18 protein-coding genes are annotated in these 21,637 nt (G+C 63.3%); 12 read left to right on the top strand and 6 right to left on the bottom strand.

Features of this window, described 5'->3' with window-relative positions:
* The 3 genes from ACPJXG_RS22155 to ACPJXG_RS22165 all read right to left on the bottom strand — a co-directional run bounded on the left by ACPJXG_RS22155 (position 1) and on the right by ACPJXG_RS22165 (position 2,726).
* On the bottom strand, positions 1 to 1,632 hold the full coding sequence (locus tag ACPJXG_RS22155; RefSeq protein WP_425252356.1) for an AAA family ATPase: 1,632 nt from the start codon (positions 1,630 to 1,632) through the stop codon (positions 1 to 3).
* A 51-nt stretch (positions 1,633 to 1,683) separates the two neighbouring features.
* Positions 1,684 to 2,208 carry a hypothetical protein gene (locus ACPJXG_RS22160; protein WP_176391051.1) on the bottom strand — a complete coding sequence of 175 codons (525 nt, stop codon included), beginning with the start codon at positions 2,206 to 2,208 and terminating at the stop codon, positions 1,684 to 1,686.
* 230 nt (positions 2,209 to 2,438) lie between these two features.
* Complete coding sequence (locus tag ACPJXG_RS22165; protein WP_035825453.1) at positions 2,439 to 2,726, bottom strand: hypothetical protein; 288 nt, start codon at positions 2,724 to 2,726, stop codon at positions 2,439 to 2,441.
* Between the two features lie 335 nt (positions 2,727 to 3,061).
* On the opposite strand from ACPJXG_RS22165, the gene ACPJXG_RS22170 reads away from it, so the two are divergent.
* From ACPJXG_RS22170 to ACPJXG_RS22220, 11 genes are all read left to right on the top strand, one after another.
* Positions 3,062 to 3,934 carry a BadF/BadG/BcrA/BcrD ATPase family protein gene (locus ACPJXG_RS22170; RefSeq protein ID WP_035825451.1) on the top strand — a complete coding sequence of 291 codons (873 nt, stop codon included), beginning with the start codon at positions 3,062 to 3,064 and terminating at the stop codon, positions 3,932 to 3,934.
* Positions 3,935 to 3,936: 2 nt separating this feature from the next.
* On the top strand, positions 3,937 to 4,671 hold the full coding sequence (locus ACPJXG_RS22175) for a GntR family transcriptional regulator (RefSeq protein ID WP_046685618.1): 735 nt from the start codon (positions 3,937 to 3,939) through the stop codon (positions 4,669 to 4,671).
* Positions 4,668 to 5,780 carry an N-acetylglucosamine-6-phosphate deacetylase gene (gene nagA, locus ACPJXG_RS22180; protein WP_425252357.1) on the top strand — a complete coding sequence of 371 codons (1,113 nt, stop codon included), beginning with the start codon at positions 4,668 to 4,670 and terminating at the stop codon, positions 5,778 to 5,780. The genes ACPJXG_RS22175 and nagA overlap by 4 nt, the downstream gene beginning before the upstream one ends.
* The gene (locus tag ACPJXG_RS22185; protein WP_034781837.1) at positions 5,770 to 6,783 is read left to right on the top strand and encodes an SIS domain-containing protein; all 1,014 of its coding nucleotides are present in this window, start codon (positions 5,770 to 5,772) and stop codon (positions 6,781 to 6,783) included. Before nagA ends, ACPJXG_RS22185 begins: the two co-directional genes overlap by 11 nt.
* Positions 6,784 to 6,912: 129 nt before the next feature.
* A complete protein-coding gene (locus ACPJXG_RS22190) occupies positions 6,913 to 8,172 on the top strand; it encodes an ABC transporter substrate-binding protein (protein ID WP_425252358.1) in 1,260 nt (419 codons plus the stop codon).
* 7 nt (positions 8,173 to 8,179) lie between these two features.
* Entirely contained in the window at positions 8,180 to 9,049 is an 870-nt protein-coding gene (locus ACPJXG_RS22195) for a carbohydrate ABC transporter permease (protein ID WP_425252359.1), read from the top strand.
* A 12-nt stretch (positions 9,050 to 9,061) separates the two neighbouring features.
* A complete protein-coding gene (locus ACPJXG_RS22200) occupies positions 9,062 to 9,898 on the top strand; it encodes a carbohydrate ABC transporter permease (RefSeq protein WP_425252360.1) in 837 nt (278 codons plus the stop codon).
* 26 nt (positions 9,899 to 9,924) lie between these two features.
* Entirely contained in the window at positions 9,925 to 11,253 is a 1,329-nt protein-coding gene (locus ACPJXG_RS22205; RefSeq protein ID WP_425252361.1) for an MFS transporter, read from the top strand.
* Between the two features lie 14 nt (positions 11,254 to 11,267).
* A complete protein-coding gene (locus ACPJXG_RS22210) occupies positions 11,268 to 12,413 on the top strand; it encodes an ABC transporter ATP-binding protein (RefSeq protein ID WP_425252362.1) in 1,146 nt (381 codons plus the stop codon).
* Between the two features lie 160 nt (positions 12,414 to 12,573).
* Complete coding sequence (locus ACPJXG_RS22215; protein ID WP_035825436.1) at positions 12,574 to 13,884, top strand: tetratricopeptide repeat protein; 1,311 nt, start codon at positions 12,574 to 12,576, stop codon at positions 13,882 to 13,884.
* Between the two features lie 81 nt (positions 13,885 to 13,965).
* Complete coding sequence (locus ACPJXG_RS22220) at positions 13,966 to 15,168, top strand: DUF5009 domain-containing protein (RefSeq protein ID WP_425252363.1); 1,203 nt, start codon at positions 13,966 to 13,968, stop codon at positions 15,166 to 15,168.
* Here ACPJXG_RS22220 and ACPJXG_RS22225 read toward each other — a convergent pair.
* The 3 genes from ACPJXG_RS22225 to ACPJXG_RS22235 all read right to left on the bottom strand — a co-directional run bounded on the left by ACPJXG_RS22225 (position 15,165) and on the right by ACPJXG_RS22235 (position 20,382).
* Complete coding sequence (locus tag ACPJXG_RS22225) at positions 15,165 to 16,277, bottom strand: acyltransferase family protein (RefSeq protein ID WP_425252364.1); 1,113 nt, start codon at positions 16,275 to 16,277, stop codon at positions 15,165 to 15,167. The two genes, ACPJXG_RS22220 and ACPJXG_RS22225, sit on opposite strands and share 4 nt — an antisense overlap.
* The gene (locus ACPJXG_RS22230; RefSeq protein ID WP_425252365.1) at positions 16,274 to 17,599 is read right to left on the bottom strand and encodes a glycoside hydrolase family 18 protein; all 1,326 of its coding nucleotides are present in this window, start codon (positions 17,597 to 17,599) and stop codon (positions 16,274 to 16,276) included. The genes ACPJXG_RS22225 and ACPJXG_RS22230 overlap by 4 nt, the downstream gene beginning before the upstream one ends.
* Before the next feature lie 122 nt (positions 17,600 to 17,721).
* The gene (locus ACPJXG_RS22235; RefSeq protein WP_081922706.1) at positions 17,722 to 20,382 is read right to left on the bottom strand and encodes a TonB-dependent receptor; all 2,661 of its coding nucleotides are present in this window, start codon (positions 20,380 to 20,382) and stop codon (positions 17,722 to 17,724) included.
* Between the two features lie 387 nt (positions 20,383 to 20,769).
* Between ACPJXG_RS22235 and ACPJXG_RS22240 the strand changes: the two genes are divergently transcribed.
* A complete protein-coding gene (locus ACPJXG_RS22240) occupies positions 20,770 to 21,510 on the top strand; it encodes a GntR family transcriptional regulator (RefSeq protein ID WP_035825427.1) in 741 nt (246 codons plus the stop codon).
* The last annotated feature ends 127 nt before the right edge of the window (positions 21,511 to 21,637 follow it).

Consider the following 21,637-nt stretch of genomic DNA (forward strand, 5'->3'; position numbering starts at 1 on the left):
TTATTTCCCCGCCACCATCGCCGTCGCAGCGGACGCCGCCACGGCAGGAGCTGCGCTGCTCAGGCGCGGCTCCGAATTGTCACCCAGCTGCATCAGGCGTATATACGTTTTCGGACCCGCCAGGCCATCGGCCCGCAGGTTCTGGCTTTGCTGGAAAGCCCGCAGCTGGCCTTGCATCTCGGCGTCGAGCGGCAGATTGGCGGCCGGCGCCGGCAAGCCCCGCTGTTGCGCGAGGCGCTGCGCCAGCCAGTCCACGTCCGCGCCGCGGGCGCCCAGCGGCACCTCGTCGCGCCAGCTACGCGGGGCGCGCCAGAAGGTCGTGAAACCGCCATCGCTGCGCTGCGCCAGCTGGGACAGCGGCAGGCTTTGCTGCTTACCGTCGAGCATCAAGGTGGCCGTCTCGTCCTGCAAGCGCGTCAGCAGCGCCAGCTGTTCCCTGCCCTCCCCGTCGCGCAAGGCCAGCAGGGCGGGACGGTCCAGCACGCGCAGCTCTGCGATGCCGCCACGGCTGTGCAGGCAGCGCAGGCCGGCGCGCGCGCCCGCCTGGCAAGCGTCGCCGGCCGGCAACTGCTCGCCCCACAGGCTGGCCAGCTGGCGCAGCATGGCGTTGCGGTCCGGCACGCTAGCGGGCGCGGGCGCAGGAACACTTGCCGCAGCGGGCGCTGCCGGCGCCACCACGGCAGGTGCTGTCGCCACGGCCACTGTGGCAGGCGCATGCGGCATGAAATGCCAGGCCAGCGCAGCCGTGACCACGGCACCGGCCAGCACGCCACCGGCCACGTGGGGCCAGCGCAGACCCCGTCCGGCAGCCGGCTTGCCCTCTTCCGCAAACACTTCCTCGGCGGCACGGCGCAGGATCTGGCGCGTCACCTGCGGCTGGTTTTCCACGTAGGCACCCAGCAGCGCGCGGTCGCACAGCAGGTTGATGCGGCGCGGCACGCCGTGGCTCATGGCGTGAATTTGCGCCATCAAACGGGGCGCGAACGGCGTCTGCGCCGTGCTGCCCGCCACGGCCAGGCGGTGGCGGATATAGCTGGCCGTCTCGTCCGCCGTCAGCGAACCGAGGTGATAGCGGGCGATCACGCGCTGCGCCAGCTGCTCCAGTTCAGGCCGGGCCAGCATGGCGCGCAATTCCGGCTGGCCGATGAGGATAATCTGCAGCAGCTTGCGCTCGCTCGTCTCCAGGTTGGTCAGCAAGCGCAATTGCTCCAGCACGGCGGCGGACAGGTTTTGCGCTTCGTCAATGATCAGCACATTGTTCTTGCCCTGCGCATGGCTGGCCAGCAAGTGCGCGTTGATGGCGTCGACATAGCCTTTCACGCTGGCCACCCCGGGCGCCAGGGCGATGCGGAATTCCTCGCAGATCGACAGCAGCAATTCCTCGACGGATAGTTTAGGATTGAAGATGTAGGCCAGCTGGCAGTTTTCCGGAATCTGCTCCATGAAGCAGCGGCACACGGTGGTCTTGCCGGCGCCGATTTCTCCTGTCAGCAGCACGAAGCCGCCGCCGCTGCCCACGCCATACAGCAGGTGCGCCAGCGCTTCGCGGTGGCGCTCGCTCATGAACAGGTAGCGCGGGTCGGGGGCGATCGAAAACGGCGATTGCTTGAGCTGGAAATAATGCGTGTACATGGAGACCCTGCGGATGAAACGATCAAAATGCGCGGCGGCAAGCCGAACCCCTCATCGGGTGCGGGCGGGCGGCAACGGCTTGTATTTGGCGCAATACACTTTCGCCTTGCTGCGGAAGTAGACGATTTTACTGCCAGGCACGGAACCACGGACAGGAAAGGCGGAATTGTCGAGTTTATTGAAACGCAGGCCCGACACGCCGCGGATGGCCGGTTCCAGCTTTTCCGGCGTCGAGTCCGCCACCACGCCCATGAAGACGAGGGGACTGGTGTCGTCGCTGACGATTACGTCGGTAATCGGCGCGCCCCACAAGGTGGCGTCCGTGCGGAACCAATAGGCGCCCCCTTCATGCTTGTAGGCGGGGCCGAAAGCCGTCAGCAAATAGGCATAGAAGGCCTTGTTGTCGATCTGGTCGATGCACAGCACGGCATTGCCCACCACTTGCCCGAACGTGGACGGCGGCGGCTTTTGCTGCGCCAGTACGCCGGACACGGGGACACCGAAGGCCAGCAGGGCGAACGCCGCCAGCAGGGCCGGCGCACGCCACGGGCGCGTCAATGAACGGCGCAGGCGCATGATCAGCGCTTGCGCTCTTCTTTCTTGACCTTCTTGGCTTCCTTCTTTTCCTTCATGGTCTTGGCCGGTTCCTTCTTGGCTTCTTTCTTGCTGTCCTGTGCCTTGCTCATTATCTACTCCATACCTGGGCGAAAATGCCTGGGCCATTATGACACTCCCCCATGAAAATGCCAGCCGAAAAGCAAAACGGCCGCACAGGGCGGCCGTTCCAGTCGTACGTCAGTGCCAGATCAATGCAGGCACAGGCGGCGGCGCGTCTTTTCGATCAGCTCCGCATCGTAGGGATGCAGGTTCTCGATAAAGAACAATTCCGTTTCCGCCTCGTCTTCCAGGCACATTTCGATCATGACCGGGCCATCGCTTTCGCGGCCCAGGAAATCCTTCGGCCAGCGGTTCTTGCGGTGCGTGCGCATCATTTCCATGCCCAGCTTGGCCAGCGGCGCCGACACACCGGCGGCCAGCGCCTCTTGCTGCCAGTCGTCCCAGTACTCGCTCTTTGCTGCCTTGTCGTTCATCATGCTCTTCCAACTCAGGTGTAAAAGGCGGACTTTACTCTTCATGGCGCCCCTTGCCAAGCAATACTACCGCGCGCGGCGCAGACCAGTGCGAAAAAATTGGCATTAAACAAGGCCAATTTCAATACCATTCACGTCATACAAAAATTCCTTTACTAACAATGACTTGCAAGCCACCCCTCGGGCAGGCCGCGTCAAGCGCCACACTATTTTACAATACCACTTAAATACCTCTTGACTAGCCATCGGGGCAACAATATAGTGCCTTCAGCTTTTCGCCGCCCGACAAATAAAAGAACCGAGACAGGCGCATTCAACCAAACGCGGGACTGCACAACATGATCGAATACATAATCGGCGTCGACGGCGGGGGCAGCGGAACCCGCGTACGCCTGGCGCGCCTCGATGGCGAGGAACTGGCGCAGGGACAAAGCGGCCCATCCGGCCTGGGACTGGGCATCGAACGGGCCTGGACCTCCGTGGCGCACGCCGTCACCCTGGCCTTCCGCGCGGCCGGCCTGGAACAGCCATCGTTGCAGCGCATGGCCATCGGCCTGGGCCTGGCCGGCGTGCACAACAAGCAGTGGGCCGCCAGCTTCGTCGAACACAATCCCGGCTATGCCTTTGTGGCGCTCGAATCGGATGCCCTGACCACCCTGCTGGGCGCGCACGCGGGCCAGCCGGGCGCCATCGTGGCCATCGGCACGGGCAGCGTGGGCGAAGTGCTGCACGCGGACGGCAGCCGCCATGAAGTGGGCGGCTGGGGCTTCCCTTCCGGCGACGAGGCGGGCGGCGCCTGGATCGGCATGCGCGCCATCAACCACGCGCAGCAAGTGGTCGACGGGCGCGTGCCCGGCAGCGCCTTCGCCACGGCCATCATCGACGCCTGCGGCGGCCAGCGCGACGCCATGCAAGTGTGGCTGGCGGCCGCCAGTCAGACCAATTTCGCGCAACTGGCGCGCCTGGTGCTCGAACACGCGGCCAGCAATGCCGTGGCGCGCACCATCCTGGTCGACGCGGGCCGGCAGATCGCGCTGATCGCCAGGGCCCTCGACCCGGCCGGCGCCTTGCCCGTGGCCCTGTGCGGCGGCCTGGCCGCGCCCTTGTCGGCCTACCTGCCGGCGGAACTGTTGCAACTGGTCGTGCCGGCACAGGGCGACTCGGCCGCAGGCGGTCTGCGCCTGATACGCAAGTACTTGCAGGAGCAATGACCATGCTGGCCAAACTGTCCACCTTCAAACCCAATCCGGCCAGCGACACGCCGCTCTACATGCAGCTGGCGAACATGCTATCGGACGGCATCGCCAGCGGCGACTGGCGCGCCAACCAGGCCTTGCCTTCCGAGCGCGTGCTGTCGGACATCCTGGAAATCTCGCGCGTCACGGCGCGCAAGGCCATCGACATGCTGTGTGACCGGGGCATGCTGACGCGCAAGCGCGGCTCGGGCACCTACATCACGCCCAAGCTGGAACAGCCGCTGTCGCGCCTGACGAGCTTTTCGGAAGAATTGCGCCAGCGGGGCTTTACGGCCGGCTCGCGCTGGCTGCAGCGCGATATCGGCTCGGCCGCGCCGCTGGAACTGCTGTCGCTGGGCCTGTCGCCGCACATGCCGGTGGCGCGCCTGCGCCGCCTGCGCACGGCCGACGAAGTGGTGATGGCGATCGAAACGACCACCATCCCTGCGCTGTACATGCCGGATCCGCAGCAGGTGACCGATTCGCTGTACGGCTACCTGGAGTCGCGCGGCACCATCCCGATGCGCGCGCTGCAGCATATCCGCGCCGTCAACGCCACGGCGGAACAGGCCAAGCTGGCCAATATCAAGACGGGTGAAGCCATGCTGCACATCACCCGTGTCAGTTATCTCGACAACGGCGCAGCGGTGGAACTGACCCACTCGTATTGCCGCAGTGATTATTATGAATTCGTAGCGGAGTCGCGCAGATGAGCAGCACTATCAAAGGCAATATCCTTACCCCCGGCGGCTGGATCCACGGCGCCATCGCCTTCGGCGAGCGCGTCGACAGCATCACCGGCGATTCCCTCCACCCGTCGAGCAACAGCGACGACTATATTTTGCCCGGCTTTATCGACCTGCACGTGCATGGCGGTGCCGGCAAGGACATCATGGAAGGCGGCGAAGCCGTCTACACCATCGCGGCCATCCATGCGCGCCACGGCACCACCAGCCTCTTGGCCACCACCATGACGGCGCCGCCGGAAGACATCGACATGGCCTTGACGGCCATCGGCATCGCCGCCAAGGACCGCCGCCCGAACACGGCGCGCGTGCTGGGCGCCCACCTGGAAGGCCCGTACATCAATTCCGGCAAGCTCGGGGCGCAGCCCAACTACGCGCGCGCCGCCACGCTGGCTGAAATCGAACGCCTGCAAACCCTGGCCAAGCTGCGCGTCATCACCGTGGCGCCGGAAATCGCCGGCCACCTGGACCTGGTGCGGGCCCTGGCCGACGCCGGCGTGCGCGTGCAGATCGGCCATACGCTCGGTTCCTATGAAGACGGCGTGGCCGCGCTGGAACACGGCGCCATGGGCTTCACGCATCTGTTCAACGCCATGAGCGGCTTGCACCACCGCGAACCGGGCATGGTCGGCGCCGCCCTGGCGCACGCCGAATACGCCGAACTGATTCCCGACCTGCTGCACGTGCATCCGGGCGCCATCAAGGTGGCCCTGCGCGCCATTCCGCGCCTGTACTGCGTCACCGATTCGACCGCCGCCACCGGCATGCCGGACGGCGAATACATGCTGGGCCGCCACGCCGTGCAGAAATGCATGGGCGGCGTGCGCCTGCCCGACGGCACCTTGGCGGGCAGCACCCTGACCCTGGACCAGGCGCTGCGCAACCTGGTGGGACTGGGACTGGATCTGGCCGACGCGTCCAAGCGCGTGTCGACCAACGCCGCCGATTACCTGGGCCTGGAAGAACGCGGCCGGCTGGCCCCCGGTACTTACGCCGATCTGGTGGTACTCGATCGCGATCTCAAACTCAAAGCTGTGTATATAGAAGGAGAAATCTGTGACCTCAATGATGCTTAAAGAAGCCATTTCCGCCGCCGAATGCGTCGCCCTGCAACTGGCCAGCGACACGGAACGCTACGCGGAACTGGGCCGCAAATTGAGGAGCACCTCGTTCTCGACCGCGCTGACCATCGCGCGCGGCAGCTCGGACCACGCCTGCAACTACGTCGCCTACCTGATCATGGCGCGCCTGGGCCGTGTCGTCGCATCCCTGCCGATGTCGCTGGTGACCCTGAACAAGTCGCCGCTGGTGACGCGCGACACGCTGGCCATCTCGATCTCGCAATCGGGCCAGAGTCCCGACGTGGTCGAGCCGATCCGCTACTTCCGCGACGGCGGCGCCACCACCGTGGCCCTGGTCAACGATATCGAGTCGCCGCTGGCGCACGCCGCCGAATGGGCCATGCCCCTGCGCGCCGGCAAGGAACAAAGCGTCGCCGCCACCAAGAGTTTTATTACCAGCCTGGTCGCTGGTGCGCGCATGGTGGCCCAGTGGCAGAATGACCCTGAACTGCAGGCCGGCCTGGAAGCGCTGCCTGAAGCGCTGCTCGAAGCGACCCGCGTCGACTGGTCGCCAGCGATCGACGTGCTGGCCCCGGCCCGCAACATCATGGTCGTGGGACGCGGCATCAGCTTCCCCGTGGCGCTGGAAGCGGCGCTGAAATTCAAGGAAACCTCGGCCCTGCAGGCGGAAGCCTTCAGCGGCGCCGAAATCAAGCACGGCCCGATGGCCCTGATCGAAGACGGCTACCCGCTGCTGATTTTTGCAACGCGCGGCCCGACGCAGGCCGGCCTGCTGCAACTGGCCACGGAGATGCGCGGGCGCGGCGCCAAGGTTCTGCTGGCGGCGCCAAGCGATGTGGCCGAGCGCGACCTGACCCTGCCCGTGGCGGCCACGCCGGACCTCGACCCGATCGTCGCCATCCAGTCCTTCTACGTGATGGCGGCCAAGCTGTCGGCCGCGCGCGGCATGGACCCGGATGCGCCGCGTCACTTGAGCAAGGTCACCAAGACCAACTAAGCACTACCCGGCAGCTTCGCCCCCGGCACGGGGCGCGGCTGCCAGCAGCACCCGAATATAAGCGACGGCAAGGGCATGTACCCGCGCCGCGGACTCATGGACATTGGAGCCTCGCGCTCCAGGATAAAAATGACGATCAAGAGACTGTTGGCGGTTGTTGCCTGCGCGGGCCTGCTCGCGCCGCAGGCATGGGCTGCCGAGAAAATCGAATTCTGGACCTTCAGCATGAAGCCCAAGTTCACGCCGTATTTCAATGCGGTGGTGGCGCGCTATGAGGCGCAAAATCCCGGCGTCAAAATCGAATGGATCGATTTTCCATGGGACGTCATCCAGACCAAGCTGGTCACGCGCATCGTGGCCGGCACGCCGCCCGCGCTGGTCAGCCTGAACGTGCCCTGGGCCGACGAATTCGCGCGCGACGGCTTGCTCACCCCCGTCGATGGTCTGATCGCGGAGGCGCGCGCCAGCTACATTCCCAGCGCCCTGGCGGACTTGCGCTTCAAGGGCGGCACCTACGGTTTTCCCATGTACAGCAATGTCGCGGTGATCGCCTTCAATACCGCCATTTTCAAGCAGGCGGGCCTCACGCGCGGCCCCGCCAGCCTCGATGAACAGCTGGCGTTTGCGCGGCAGATCGCGCAGCGCACGGGCAAGGCCGGCATCGCGCCTGCCCTCTCCAAAATCGATGGCCTGTTCATGCAGCAGGGCCTGGGCGTGGTCCAGAACAACCGCGCCGTCTTCAATTCGCCGCAGCACGTGGCGCTGGTGCAAAAGCTGGCCGACACCTACAAGGTCGGCGGCTTATTGAAAGAAAGTCTGTTCGCCGAAGACAATTTTCCGGCCGTGATCGACGCCTACAAGGGCGGCCGCCTGGGCATGCTGCTGGCGCCACCGACGGCCATGCAGCGCATCCGCGGCGACGCGAAAGACATCTACACCATCACCGACGTGGCACCCGCGCCGCTGGGCCCCACCGGCATCGCCGACGGCGGCTGGCTCGTGCATTTCGCCATTCCAAAAGGCGTGCCGGCGCGCCAGCTGCCGTCGGTCGGCAAGTTCGCGCGCTTCCTGACGAACGACGAGAACCAGCTGGCCTTCGCCAAGCAGGCCAGCGTCTTTCCCACCACGGTGAAAGCGGCGGCCGACCCGTTTTTCCTCGCCACGCCAGCAAACGCGGGCGCGGCCGAAAAGGCGGTGGCCGCCGGCGCCCTGTCGATGGGCCACTCGCGCACCCTGTACGTGGCCGGCATCGACGACTACGACGAGTTGCGCCGCTCGCTCGTGAAGGCAGTCGAAGCCGGGGTCACGGGCAAGCAGGACGTGCAGCAGGCGCTGAACCAGGCCGTCGCCATCTGGAACCGCAAGCTGGCCACCCTGCCGCGCCACTAAGGACACCATGAAACTCGCCCACCGCCATACCGTGCAAGCCTGGCTGTTCCTCGCCCCCGCTCTGCTGCTGCTGGCCGCCTTTTCCTTCTGGCCCGTCGGCTACGGCTCCGTGCTGGCGTTTACCGACTACAGCCTGATACGCGAGACGCGCTTCGTCGGCCTCGACAACTTCCGCTACATCTTCAACAACGAGATGTTCGTCTCGGGCCTGAAAAACTCGCTGATGTTTTTGCTGATGGTGCCCTTCGTGCAGGTGGGCGCCATCACGCTGGCCGTGCTGGTGAACAACCGCCTGCCCGGCATCCGCCTGTTCCGCGCCGCCTACTACGTGCCCGTGGTGACCACCGTTTCCGTGGTCGGCATCATGTGGGGTTTCATGTTCCACGAACAGGGCGCGCTGAACTACGTGATGATGACCTTAAAACTCGTGAACGCGCCCGTGGGCTGGCTGTCGAACGACAGCCTGGCCCTGTTTGCCGTGATGTTCGTCACCCTGTGGCGCGGCCTGGGCTGGTACATGGTGATGTACCTGGCGGCCCTGCAATCGATTCCGTCGGACATGCAGGAAGCGGCCATGCTCGATGGCGCCAGCCGCTGGCAGCGCTTCTGGAAAATCACCGTGCCCATGCTGCGCCCGACCATCATGCTGTGCTCCATCCTGTCCGTGCTGGCGGCCCTGAAGGCGTACCAGGAAGTCGACGTGCTGACGCAGGGCGGCCCGATGAATTCCACCTTCACGGCGCTGTACTACGCCTACGACCAGGGTCTGAAGCACCTGAAACTGCCGCGCGCGCTGGCGGCCAGCTTCGTCGTCTCGCTGTTCTGCATAGCCATCGCCCTGCTGTGCCTGCGCTATCTGAAACCGAAGCACCGCTAACCGGGACTGACCATGAAAAACCGCTCCCGCCCCCTGACAACGCGCCTGCACATCCTGGGCCACTATGCCGTGCTGTGCGCAATCGCCGTCGTCTGCGTCTTCCCGTTCTGGTGGACCCTGGTCACGGCCATTTCCACGCAAGGCAATATCTTTGCTTTTCCGCCCACCTTCTGGCCGAAGGCGCCGTCGTTCGACAACTTCATCGAAGTGTTCAACGCGATCCCGATCTGGTCGTTCTTCAGGAACTCCGTGCTGATCGCCGTGTTCACCGTGTTCTGGAAACTGCTGCTGTGTTCACTGGCCGCGTATCCGCTGGCGCGCCTGAAGTTCCGCGGCCGCAAACTGGTGTTCGGCCTGATCCTGGCCACCCTGGTGCTGCCGTCCGAGGTCAACTTCCTCGTCAACTTCATCACCATCACGCAAATGAGCCTGGTCGACACCTACACGGGCGTGATCCTGCCCAACGTGGTGACGGCCGTGGCCATCTTGCTGCTCAAGCAGGCGTTCGAGGAAGTGCCGCAAGACCTGATCGACGCGGCAAGGGTCGATGGCGCGTCCGAGTGGGTCATCTTCAGCCGCATCATGCTGCCCCTGATTACGCCATGGCTGGCCACCGTCGGCATCCTGACGGCCGTCGAATCGTGGAATGAATACATCTGGCCTTCCATCGTCATGAGCAAGCCCGATGAATTCCCGCTTTCTGTCGGCGTGCTGTACTTGCGCGGCACCTTCGGCAGCAGCACGCGCGTGATCGCGGCCGGCACCCTGATCACCATCGTGCCGACCCTGCTCGCCTTCCTGTTTACCCAACGCTTCTTCATGCGCGGCATGGACGGCGCAGTCAAATGAAAACGTCTCTCGATAAGGAAGCCTCCATGCACGACCAGCGCATCAGCATCAGCAAAAAAGTACGCAGCCCGATTTCCTGGGTGCCCACCTTGTACTTCGCCCAGGGCTTGCCGTTCTACGCCGTGGCCCTGGTGGCCGGCCTGATGTTCAAGAGCATGGGCGTGCCGAACGACCAGATCGCCCGCTGGACGGGCCTGATCGGCTTTGCCTGGGTCTTCAAGTCGCTGTGGAGCCCCTTCATGGAACTGGCCTCGAGCAAGAAGACCATGGTGGTGCTGTTCCAGTTCCTTGGCGGCCTGAGCCTGGGCCTGATCGCGCTGGCCCTGCAAACGCCGCTGTGGTTCGCCGCCTGCATCGCCGTGCTGTTCGTCGCCGCGCTGGCCTCGTCGACGCACGACATCGTCTGCGACGGCCTGTACATCGCCAGCCTGTCGGACAAGCAGCAGGCCGCCTACGCGGGCTGGCAAGGCGCCTTCTTCAATGCGGGCAAGTTCATCTCGCTGGGCGGCCTGGTGATCCTGGCCGGCTACCTGGAGAAAAAAATCGGCATCAAGCCGGCATGGTCGGTGATCTTCCTGATCATCGGCGCCATGATGCTGTCGCTGGCCGCCTACCACCTGTGGGCCCTGCCGCAGGTGCGCAACGCGGCCGTGGCCGACAAGAGTGTGGCCGGCATCAGCCGCACCCTGTGGGACGTGCTGGTGGACTTCCTGAAAAAGCCCGGCATCTGGGGCATGATCGCCTTCATCATCCTGTTCCGCGCCGGCGAGGCGCAAGTGCAGACCATCGGCCCGCTGTTCCTGCGCGAAGCGCGCGAACTGGGCGGCCTGGGCCTGTCGACGACGGAAGTGGGCGCCGTGTACGGCACCGCCGGCACCGTCGCTTTCCTGCTGGGCAGCATCGGCGGCGGCTACTTCACTTCCTGGCTGGGCCTCAAGCGCGCCATGTTCTTCCTGATCCTGGCCATGAACTTGCCGAACCTGGTGTTCTATTACCTGAGCCACAGCATGCCGACCGACCTGACCCTGATCACGGCCGCGCTCAGCGTGGAGATGTTCGGCTATGGCTTCGGCTTCGTCGGCCTGATCCTGTTCATGATGCAGGTGGTCTCCGTCGGCAAATACCAGACGGCCCACTATGCGTTCGCCACCGGCGTGATGCAGCTCGGTTCCGTGCTGTTCAAGATGATCAGCGGCGACATCCAGACGGCGCTCGGCTACAAGACTTTCTTCCTGTGGGTGCTGGTGTCGGCCGTGCCCGTATTGATCCTGTCGCGCTTCATGCGCATCGGCCCGAAGGAGTCCTCCGACCCATCTGACGCCAGCGCCACGTCCGCGCCGGCCAGCGCAAGCTAGGAATCGCACAGTCCATGGCACACATCGCATTAAAGAACATCGTCAAGCTGTACGACGACAAGCACCCGGTCATCCACGGCATCGACCTCGATATCCGCGACGGCGAATTCGTCGTCTTCGTGGGGCCGTCCGGCTGCGGCAAATCGACCCTGCTGCGCATGATCGCGGGGCTGGAAGACATCACGGATGGCGAGCTGCATATCGGCGGCCAGCTGGCCAACGATATCGCGCCGGCCGAGCGGGGCCTGGCCATGGTTTTCCAGAGCTACGCCCTGTACCCGCACATGACGGTGTACGAGAACATGGCCTTCGCCCTGAGTCTGGCCGGGCACAAGAAGGCCGAGGTGCGCGCCGCCGTCGAACGCGCGGCCGACATCCTGCAGATCACGCCACTGTTGAAACGCAAGCCGAAGGATCTGTCGGGCGGCCAGCGCCAGCGCGTGGCCATCGGCCGCGCCATCGTGCGCAAACCCAAGGTCTTCCTGTTCGACGAACCGCTGTCGAACCTCGATGCTTCCTTGCGCGTGCAGATGCGCGTGGAAATTTCGCGCCTGCACCAGGAACTGAAAACCACCATGATCTACGTCACGCACGACCAGGTCGAGGCGATGACCCTGGGCGAGCGCATCGTCGTCTTCAACGGCGGGCGCATCGAGCAAGTGGGCAGTCCGCACGAGTTGTACAACAATCCCGGCAACCTGTTCGTGGCCGGCTTCCTCGGCGCGCCGAAGATGAACTTCGTCGCTTGCGAGGCCGTCGCCAGCGGCCCCGGCTCGGTGGCCGTGCGCCTGCCCGGCGGCGCCGTCATCGACGTCGAAGCGCAGGGCGGGAGCGTGGCGCCGGGCGACCAGCTGACCCTGGGCGTGCGCGCCGAACATGTCAGCCTGCGGCACGCGAACGATGCAGGCGACAACGTGGTCGACGCGGCCGTCAGCCATGTCGAATACCTGGGCGACGTGGCCATCGTGTACGCCAGCATGCCGGGCGTGAACGAGATGCTGGCCGAAATGCTGGCCGTTAAGCTGCCGGCCGAGGAAGGCATGCGTCAGGCGGGCGACGCCATGCGCCTGCATCTGCCGCCGCAGCGCTGCCTGCTGTTCGATGCAAAAGGGCAAGCCCTGGCGCGCACGTTTGCCGCACCCGCTCAGCCGTTTATGTGACAATAGCCGTTTTGTATCATGCCGCTTCTGTTTGACTTGTGCACACAGACTGGCAGAATGATGTTTTTTCGAGCTTCCTTGCCCCTCTGGCAAAGCCACTGCACGATGTTGCGGCTGCCAGTGCAGGTGCGTATTTTTGTTATTGATTGAAGGATAACCCATGTCCCAATTCCGTCTTGCCCGTCTTAGTCTGCTCCTGGCCGCCATCGGCCTCAATGTCCTGCCATCCCTGTCGCATGCGCAGGATGCCAAGCCAGCCGCCGCCGCTGCCGCTCCGGCCGACTCCGTGCGCCCTGAAGTGTTCAAGCTGCTCGATCCGACCGTCGTGAAGGCATCGATGGATGCCAAGAACTACGCCGACGTGCAAAGCCGTATCGACCAGGCTGCCGCCATTCCGGCCCTGACGCCGTACGAAACGTTCGTGCTGAACCGCCTGCGCGTGGCGCTGGCCTCGACCACCAACAATGCACCGATGGCCATGACGGCGCTGGAAGCGGTGATCGAATCGGGCAAGCTGGACAAGAAATCGGAAGGCGACTTCATCCAGGCACTGGCGAACTACCACTACAACGCCAAAGATTACCCGAACGCCATCAAATGGTTCACCCGTTACCAGACAGCAACGGGCGACGTGGCCACCGTGCGTCCCTACATCATCCGCGCCTATTACTTCAGCAACGATTTCGCGCGCGCCAAGCAGGAACTGATGGCCGACGTGACGGCCAAGCAGCAAGCGGGCAAGACGCCGAGCATCGAAGAACTGCAATTGCTGGCCAACACGGGATCGAAAAGCAAGGATCCGGCCACCTACCTGATCGCCATGGAAAACCTGGTGCGCTACTACCCGTCGGACGACTACTGGAGCGACCTGCTGGGCCGCTTGCAAGGCAAGGCCGGCTATTCCGACCGCTTCGCGCTGGACGTGCTGCGCCTGCAATTCCAGGCCGTCGGCACCATGCCGCCACAGGACTACAGCGACATGGCTGAAATCGCCTTGCAGAACGCCTTCCCGACGGAAGCGAAAAAAGTCCTCGACGCCGGCTTTGCCAAAGGCGTGCTGGGCACGGGCGCGAATGCCGCCAAGCACAAGAAACTGCGCGACCAGGCCAGCAAGGCTGCCGCCGACGATGCGAAAAACATCGCCAGCGGCGAAGCCTCGGCCATGAAGAGCAAGGATGGCACAGGCTTGATCAACCTCGGCTACGCCTTCGTGACGATGGACCAGTTCGACAAAGGTATCGACCTGATCCAGAAAGGCATCGCCAAGGGCGGCCTGAAGCGCGTTGAAGACGCCAAGCTGCGCCTCGGCTATTCCTACGCCATGGCCGGCAAGAAAGACGACGCCATCAAGGTGCTGGAAACGGTCAAGGGCGGCGACGGCGTGGGCGATCTGGCCCGCTACTGGATCCTGTGGCTGAACCGTCCTGCCACGGCAGCGGCACCGGCAGCAGCGGCAGCAGCGGCGCAGTAATTTCCGCTCCCGGCAGCACACGCAAGGCGGTTCCCGGCTCAGGCCGGGGCTGCTTTTTTTTCGACCTTTTTTCCTCCTTCCATGCCGCCAGCCACTGTCGCCACTGCCACCGCCGCCGAACGATTGACCAGCCTGGACGCCTTTCGCGGCTGCGTGATCGTCACCATGATCTGGGTCAACTACCTGGCCGGCATGCCCGGCATTGCCTGGTGGCTCGAACATGCGGGGCCGCGCGCCGACGGTATCACCGTGCCCGACCTGGTCTTTCCCGGCTTTCTGTTCATGGTCGGCATGGCCATTCCGCTGGCCTTGCAGCGCCATTGCGGCAACGTCACGCCAGCCTTGCTGGGGCGCCTGCTGTGGCGCTCCGCCAGCCTGATGCTGGCCGGCGTGGTGCTGGCGAATGCCTACCGCTACGATGCGCAGGCGGCGCTGCTGCCGCACGCCGTCTATGTCCTGTTGTTTTATATGGCCATGATCCTGCTGTGGCGCCAGGGCGCGGGCAAGCTCGAACTGGCCGCAGGCGGCGCCCTGATGCTGTTCCTGCTGGCGACGTTCCGCGGCGAATTGAATGCGGAATTTTCCAGCACCTGGCTGCAACCGTCATGGTGGGGCATCCTCGGCATGATCGGCTGGGCGTATCTGCTGTGCAGCCTGCTGTACCTGGCGTGCCAGGGCAACGGCACGGCGCTGATGGGCGTGTTTGCCCTGCTGATCACGCTGTACATGGGCGGCACGGCGGGCAGCCTCGATTTCCTGCCGGCGGGTATCAACGGGTTTGTCAACGTGCAGCAAGTGCTCGGTTCGACGGCGGCCAATGTGCTGGCCGGCACCCTGGTGGGCCAGCTGTTCCTGCGCGGCGCCGCCCTGAGCCATGGGCAGCGCATCCGTTTCATGGCGTGGTTCGCGCTGGGACTGTTCGTTGCCGGCCTGCTGCTGCGGCCGTATCACCACATCAACAAGATCGCGGCAACGGAATCCTACACGCTCGTGTGCAGCGCCATCATCCTGGCCCTGTTCCTCGTGTTTTATGTCGTCATCGACGTGTGGCGCTGGCGCGCCTGGGCGGTGGTGCTCTTGCCTGCCGGAACAAATGCCCTGTTCGCCTACATCGTGCCCGACCTGTGGCAGCAACTGGCGGCCGTGCTGCACCTGCCGCGCTTCTGGTGGCCGTATCTTGAAACGGGCGGCGCGGCCGGCCTGTGGAATGCCGCCGCCGTCACCGCCCTGATGCTGCTCTTCACCGCCCTGGCCACACGTCACGGCCTGAAGCTGAAGTTCTAGACTTTGATGTATATCTTGCGCTTGTCCATGCCGTAGGCGATCAGCCAGCACAGCAGCATGAAGCTGACGGCAAACAGCATGGACCCCACGCGCGCCGGCGCCCAGCCCGTAAACCAGTGCGTGTACAGCCACTGGTACAGGTTGCCGCCGCCGATGCGCACGGTAAACGCGATGATCACCAGCACTTCCGACACCAGGTAAATGAAGAGCGTGTTCTTGCCAAAGACTTCAAAGAAATACGTCCAGCCAGTCATTTGACGTACGTCAATGATGTACATCAGCAGCGCCAGCAGCAGCAAGTCCAGGCCGATACCCAGCATCACGTAAGAGCTGGTCCACAGCTTCTTGTTGATCGGAAACACTTCATTCCAGCACAGGGCCACGGCCACGCAGATGACGCCAGCCACGACCAGCTGATACAGCGCGGCACGCAGCTGCGCCGGCGCCGTCTGGCGCACGAAGCTGCCCGCCAGGTAGCCGGCAATCACATTGACAATCGATGGCAAGGTGCCGAGAACACCTTCCGGATCGAAGGCGATGCCTTCGCCGTGGTACAAATGGCTGTCGCCCAGCAGGATCAGATCGAGCTTTGCGGGCGCGTTGCCGTGCAGGCTGTAATCGCCCCAGGTCGCCAGGATGGCCCAGTAGCCGAGCAAAGCGCAGGCGCTGAACACCAGCGCGCCGCGCGTCTTCCAGTAATGCAGGATCAGGGCGGCGGCCAGGTAGCACACGGCGATGCGCTGCAGCACGCCGGGGATGCGCGTGTGCGAAAGCGGCGACCAGGCGAACTGGCCCGCATCGTCGAGCTTGAAGAAGGGGAACCAGTACAGCAGGAAGCCCAGTAAAAAAATCAGCGCGCTGCGCTTGCACAGCCTGGCCAGCACGGCGCCATGGCCCAGATGTTCATATTTCCCCAACGCAAACGCCAGCGCATTGCCGACGACAAACAAAAAGCTGGGGAAGACCAGGTCCGTGAGGGTAAAACCATGCCATTCGGCATGCAGGAACGGCGCATACACGCTGCCCCAGTCGCCCGGCGTATTGACGACGATCATCAGGGCGACGGTCAGGCCGCGCAGGACGTCGAGGGCGAGGTAGCGCTGGTTCATGGTTGCGCCCCCTTCAGGATGGGCGCCATGGCCGTACCCAGCACATGCTGCGCATCGCCGCTCAATTCCCAGAACATGCCACCACGCAAGCCCTTGTCGCGGATATAGCGCACTTTATGCGCCACCGATTGCGCATCTTCATAGCTGATGAACACGCCGCTGTCGCGGTTGTACAGATACGGTACTTGCGACGCGGCATTCCAATGGCGCTGGAAGCCGCGCGCGCCCTGGCCCTCGGCCAGGTAGCCTTGCTCCTGCAGATATCGGTAAGTAAATGTCGGCGTAGCGTCGTTGCCGCTGGCGGCGCCCTGGCAAGGCTGGTACAAGCCATCGCCGCGGGGACCGGCGGCGCACTGCTTCCAGCCATAGCCATAGAAGGGCACGCCCAGCACCAGCTTGGCGGCAGGCACGCCGGCGCGCAGGAAGCGCGTCACGGTGGCGTCCGCATACAGCTGCTTGTCGCGCTGCGGGTCGGCGGGGTCGGCATGCAGGGGCGCCAGCTGGCCACTCTCGGCATCCCACACGCCGCGGTAGTCATACGTCATCAGGTTGATCCAGTCCAGCTGCGCCGCCAGGCGGACGATCCAGCCGGGCGAAGCGTCGCTGTCGTCGCTCAGGCTGGCATGCGCGCCGGCGGCGATGGTGATCAGGTAATGGCGGCCGGCATCCTGCTTGCCGGCCTGCTCGAAGGCGCTGCGCAGTTCGCTCGCGAGGCGCACATAGTTTTCCTTGTCGTCGGCGCGATGGCAGAGCTTGCCTTCGATACAGGGAATCCCCCCAGTGGCCGGATGTTCCCAGTCGATATCGACGCCATCGAGGCCATGCCGGCGTACCAGTTCCAGCGCGGAGGCGATGAACGCCTGGCGTGCGGCCGGCGTGGCGGCCACGTCCGAAAAGCGGTTCGACCAGATCCAGCCGCCCACCGACAGCAGGACGCGCAGGCGCGGATGACTTTGCTTGAGCGCATTGAGCTTGCGCAAGTTGCCGGCATCGGCTTGCGGTGCCGGCAGCACGATGCTGCCATTGGCCGGCCGGGACGGCTGGCCTTGGGCATCCCGGCAGGCACTCACGCCGCCGCCCTCGGGTGCGGGATTGCCATGTTCGCCATCCCAGCAGATGTCGGCGAACGCGTACTGGATCAGGCTGACATTGCCAGCGCGAATATTGTGCTCGTTAACGGGAAAATCGGCCGATTTCCAGCCGGGATAATACGCCACCACTTCCGGCGCGAAAGCCGGCGCGGCAGGAGCGGAAGGACTGGCGGAGGCGGCGGCCAGTGGCAGTGCGCAGGCGAAGCAAGCCAGCATTGCGTGTAATGTCATCGGAGGTATCTCACCCTATAAAAAATCCATCTTGCAATAAAAAAATGGCGGAGCCAGCTGCGCTCCGCCATTGTCATGCCATCCCGGGTGTCCGCCGGGAGGCATTAACCAAGTAAAACGTCTTACATCTTGCCACGCAGGCCAAAGAATACCTGGCGGCCATTCTTGTAGAACGCGCGCGGCTGGTCTTTGGTCGACGCATACGACTTCAACAGCGGATTGTTCAAGTCCTTGCCTTCCAGCGACAGGGTCAGGAACTCGTTGATGTTGTAGTTGACGGAAGCCGAAACGGTGGCGACGTCATCCTGGTAAATGGCGCTCTTGCGATCCAGGCCGTTCAGGAAGGCGGAACGGAAGCTGTAGTTCAGGCGCGCGCTCCATTTGGCATTTTCAAAGAAGCCCGACAGGTTGTACGAGTTCTTCGACGTGCCGACCATATCGCAGTTGCCTTCATCGGCGCACGCCGATTTTGGCGCCGCTTGCGTTTCCTTGCCGTCAGCATAGGTGTAGTTGGCGCTGAAGCCGAAACCATTGCTCAGGTCCTGGGTGTACTGCAGTTCCACGCCACGCACGCGCGCCTTGGTATTGACGGCGGCGCTCATGCTGTAGTCGGTTACGCGGCCGAGAGTCGTGTTGTAGAACTGCGCCACCGACGAACCGTAGGTGACATACGAAGCCAGTTTCATCTGATACAGGTTCACGGCGATCAGCGACTTCGGCATGAAGTACCATTCCACGCCCGCATCGACGTTGTTCGACAAGATCGGCTTCAGGTTCGGATTGCCGCCGGAACCGGACATCGTCAAATCGTTCAGGCTCAAGGCACCCAGTGCGCCAAAGTCAGGACGCGCCATGGTGCGGCTGGCCGCGCCGCGCAACACGACATCCTTCGCCAGGTCCGTGCGCAAGTTCACGCTCGGCAGGAAGTTATTATAGGTGTTCGAGCTGAGGGTCGGTTTCCACACGGTGTTCGGCGATGCATTGGCCACGTCGATCTCGGTCTTGACATAACGCACACCGAAGTTACCTTGCACGTTGGCAAAGTTCAGGTCACCCATGACGTAGGCGGCATTGGCTTTTTCCGTCATCTGGAATTCGCCCTGGTAAGCATGCCTGTCGTACGTCACGTACTTGTCGCCCCACTCCTTCATCGAGGAACCGCTGAAGGTCCAGGGATTTTGCAGCACGTTGGCCAGGGGACTGGTCGGGAAACGCGTCAAGCCTTTCGGCGCATTCTCCAGCAGGCCGGCGCCCGGCGCATAGGTGCCTTCGAGCGCGGTCAGGGAACGGTCATGCTTGGCGGTACGCAGACCAAAACGGATGGTCGGCACGGCATCCCATACGGTGCTGTAGGCACCGTCGACCTGGCCATAGTTTTCCTTGTCACGCGTGGTGGTGTCCGTTGCCCAACCGGTGAAGAACGGGGCGCCGGTGCGTGGATTCAAGGTCGCGGCATTGTCGATGACGACATTGGCCGGCGCATCGATGCCATGCACGGTCAGACTGCTGCCCGAATAAGCCAGCCAGGCTTCATACGCGTAGTCGCGGGCGTGGCCCGTGCCGCGCGTGGTACCGACCTGGCCAGTAAACTTCAGGTTGGCGTTGGCGCGGTACTTGAAGTTAAAGTCGACAAATTTCGAATCGCTGTAGGAACCTGGACGGGCAATGATGTCCTGCACCGAGGCGCCCATTTCCGAGCAATCGGCGACCGGGCACTTCGACGGGAAGGCGATCGACGTAATCGTGTTGCCCTTGAGCGTGTACGACGACGGGACGGCGCCGGGCACGCCCAGGACTTGAAACGGCGCATGCATGAAGTTGGTATTGACGTTGTCCGCATCGAGGCGGGTGTAGAAGCCGTTGACGTTGAAGCTCAGGTCGTTCGATACCTTGTATTCGATGTCCAGCGAGCCGCCCTTGCGCTGGCGCTTTTGCTCAAACAGCGAGGAACCGGTCAGGAACGACAAAGTCTTGCCTGCGACTTCGGGATTGGCGGCAATCCAGGCTTTTGCATTCGTGTCATTAAGCTTTTCCCACCACAGGAATTCCTGGCCCTGGCGGCGCAAGGTGCGTTTCTCGTTAAACACTTGCAACAGAATACCCAGGTCGTTGGTGTCGTTTTTCCAGTTGATCAAGCCGCTGACTTGCGCATCGGTTTTCTTGGCCGATTCCGTGTAAGCGCCTTCAATCGAGCCCATCAGGGTCAGATTCTTCTTGAAGCTCAAGGGCTTGCGGGTTTCGATATTGACATTGCCGGCGGCGCCGCCTTCGATCAGGTCTGCTTGCGAGCTTTTGTGTACGGTGACGCGGCCGATCAGCTCGGACGGGAACATGGAGTAGCTGACGCTGCGGCCACCGCCCGTGATGTTGGCGATATACCAGTCGCCGCTCGACACGGTGTGGCCGTTCAGGGTGGTCAAGGTCAGGTTCGAAGGCGTGCCTTTCAGGCTGACGCGGTCATTGTCGCCAAAGCCACCTTCGGTGCCGCCTGCCGTGGCGACGGACACGCCAGGGATGCGCTGCAGCGAATCGGCAACGCTCTTGTCCGGCATCTTGCCCACGTCTTCGGCCGTGACGACTTCGACCAGGGAGTCGGAATTACGCTTTTGATTGAGCGACTGGGCCATTGCGGCGCGCACGCCGGTTACCACCACAACACTTGAATCCGGCTGCACTGCTTCCTGCGCCTGGGCGGCAAAACTCGCACCCAGTACCATCAACCCCACGGCTGCCGCGATAGGCGTCAGGCGCGTTACACCGCTAGCTGTCAAATTGCGTTTCATGTACTCCCCCTTGATTTAGGCTCCAGGATTGGAACCTTTTCATTTTTAATGTAGGTCTTCTTTCCAGCCCACCACTCTCGCCGGCATGCTGCAGACCCTTCGGCACAACTACTTACAAAACCAATTCAACGCCAATATACTACTATCCAATACCAGAACACTACCAGTTGCAACTTTTTTTTTATAACGTTGCTTGAATCACACAGACCACTTTATCCAAATCAATCCGTAGCCCGTATGAGCAGGCTAAATACCTGCGAGGCCAGGCATAAATTGCTGGCCTGATAATTCAAATTGGTTTTATAACGGCCTTTTTTGGTATTATCCAGCGACACAAAACAGATACAGAGCGCGTCTGCAACGCGCCGTAACGGAGACCCTCAGCGTATGACCACCCTGGCTCACATCATGCAAGGCCTGGGGCAGACGAGTAGCCTGCCCCTGTACCAGCAACTGCAGCGCGCGCTGCGCGAAGCGATCGACAAGCGCATCCTCGGCCCCGAGGAAGCCCTGCCGGCCGAGCGCCAGCTGGCCAGTGACCTGTCCGTCTCGCGCATCACCGTGCGCAAGGCCATCGATGGCCTCGTCAACGAGGGCTTGCTGGTGCGGCGCCCCGGCTCGGGCAATTTCATCAATACGCGCATCGAGAAAAACTTCGCCAAGCTGACCTCGTTTTCCGAGGACATGCGGGCGCGCGGACGCACGCCGCGCAGCGTGTGGCTCAAGCGCGCGGAGGGCACCGTCACGCCGGAAGAAGCCTTGCGCCTGCGGCTGTCGCCGGGCGCGCCCGTGTACCGTTTTCACCGCATCCGCTATGCGGACGAGATACCGATGTGCCTGGAGTACGCGACCATCGTTGCCAGCTGCCTGCCGGCGCTCGACGCAGTCGACGTATCGATGTATGACGCGCTGGAACAGGCCGGCAACCGGCCCGTGCGCGCCTTGCAGCGGCTCAGCGCGCTTTTGTTGACAGGGGAACAGGCCAGCCTGTTGCAGGCGGAGGAAGGCGACGCGGGCTTGTCGGTGGAAAGGCTGGGCTTTTTGCGCGATGGCCGCGCCGTGGAATTTTGCCGCTCCTACTTCCGCGGCGATATGTATGACTTCGTGGCGGAATTAAGTACCAATTAATACCGGATGCCCGAATTTCTCAATACCAGATAACACCACTTATTGCAGTGCAATATATATGCCGGTATCGCGCCGAATATATGCACGGCTATGGTGCAATCATCGGCGGTGATTATGTGACTGCCTG

Source organism: Janthinobacterium sp. NFX145, assembly GCF_049810325.1.
Taxonomy (GTDB): Bacteria; Pseudomonadota; Gammaproteobacteria; order Burkholderiales; family Burkholderiaceae_D; genus Janthinobacterium; species Janthinobacterium rivuli.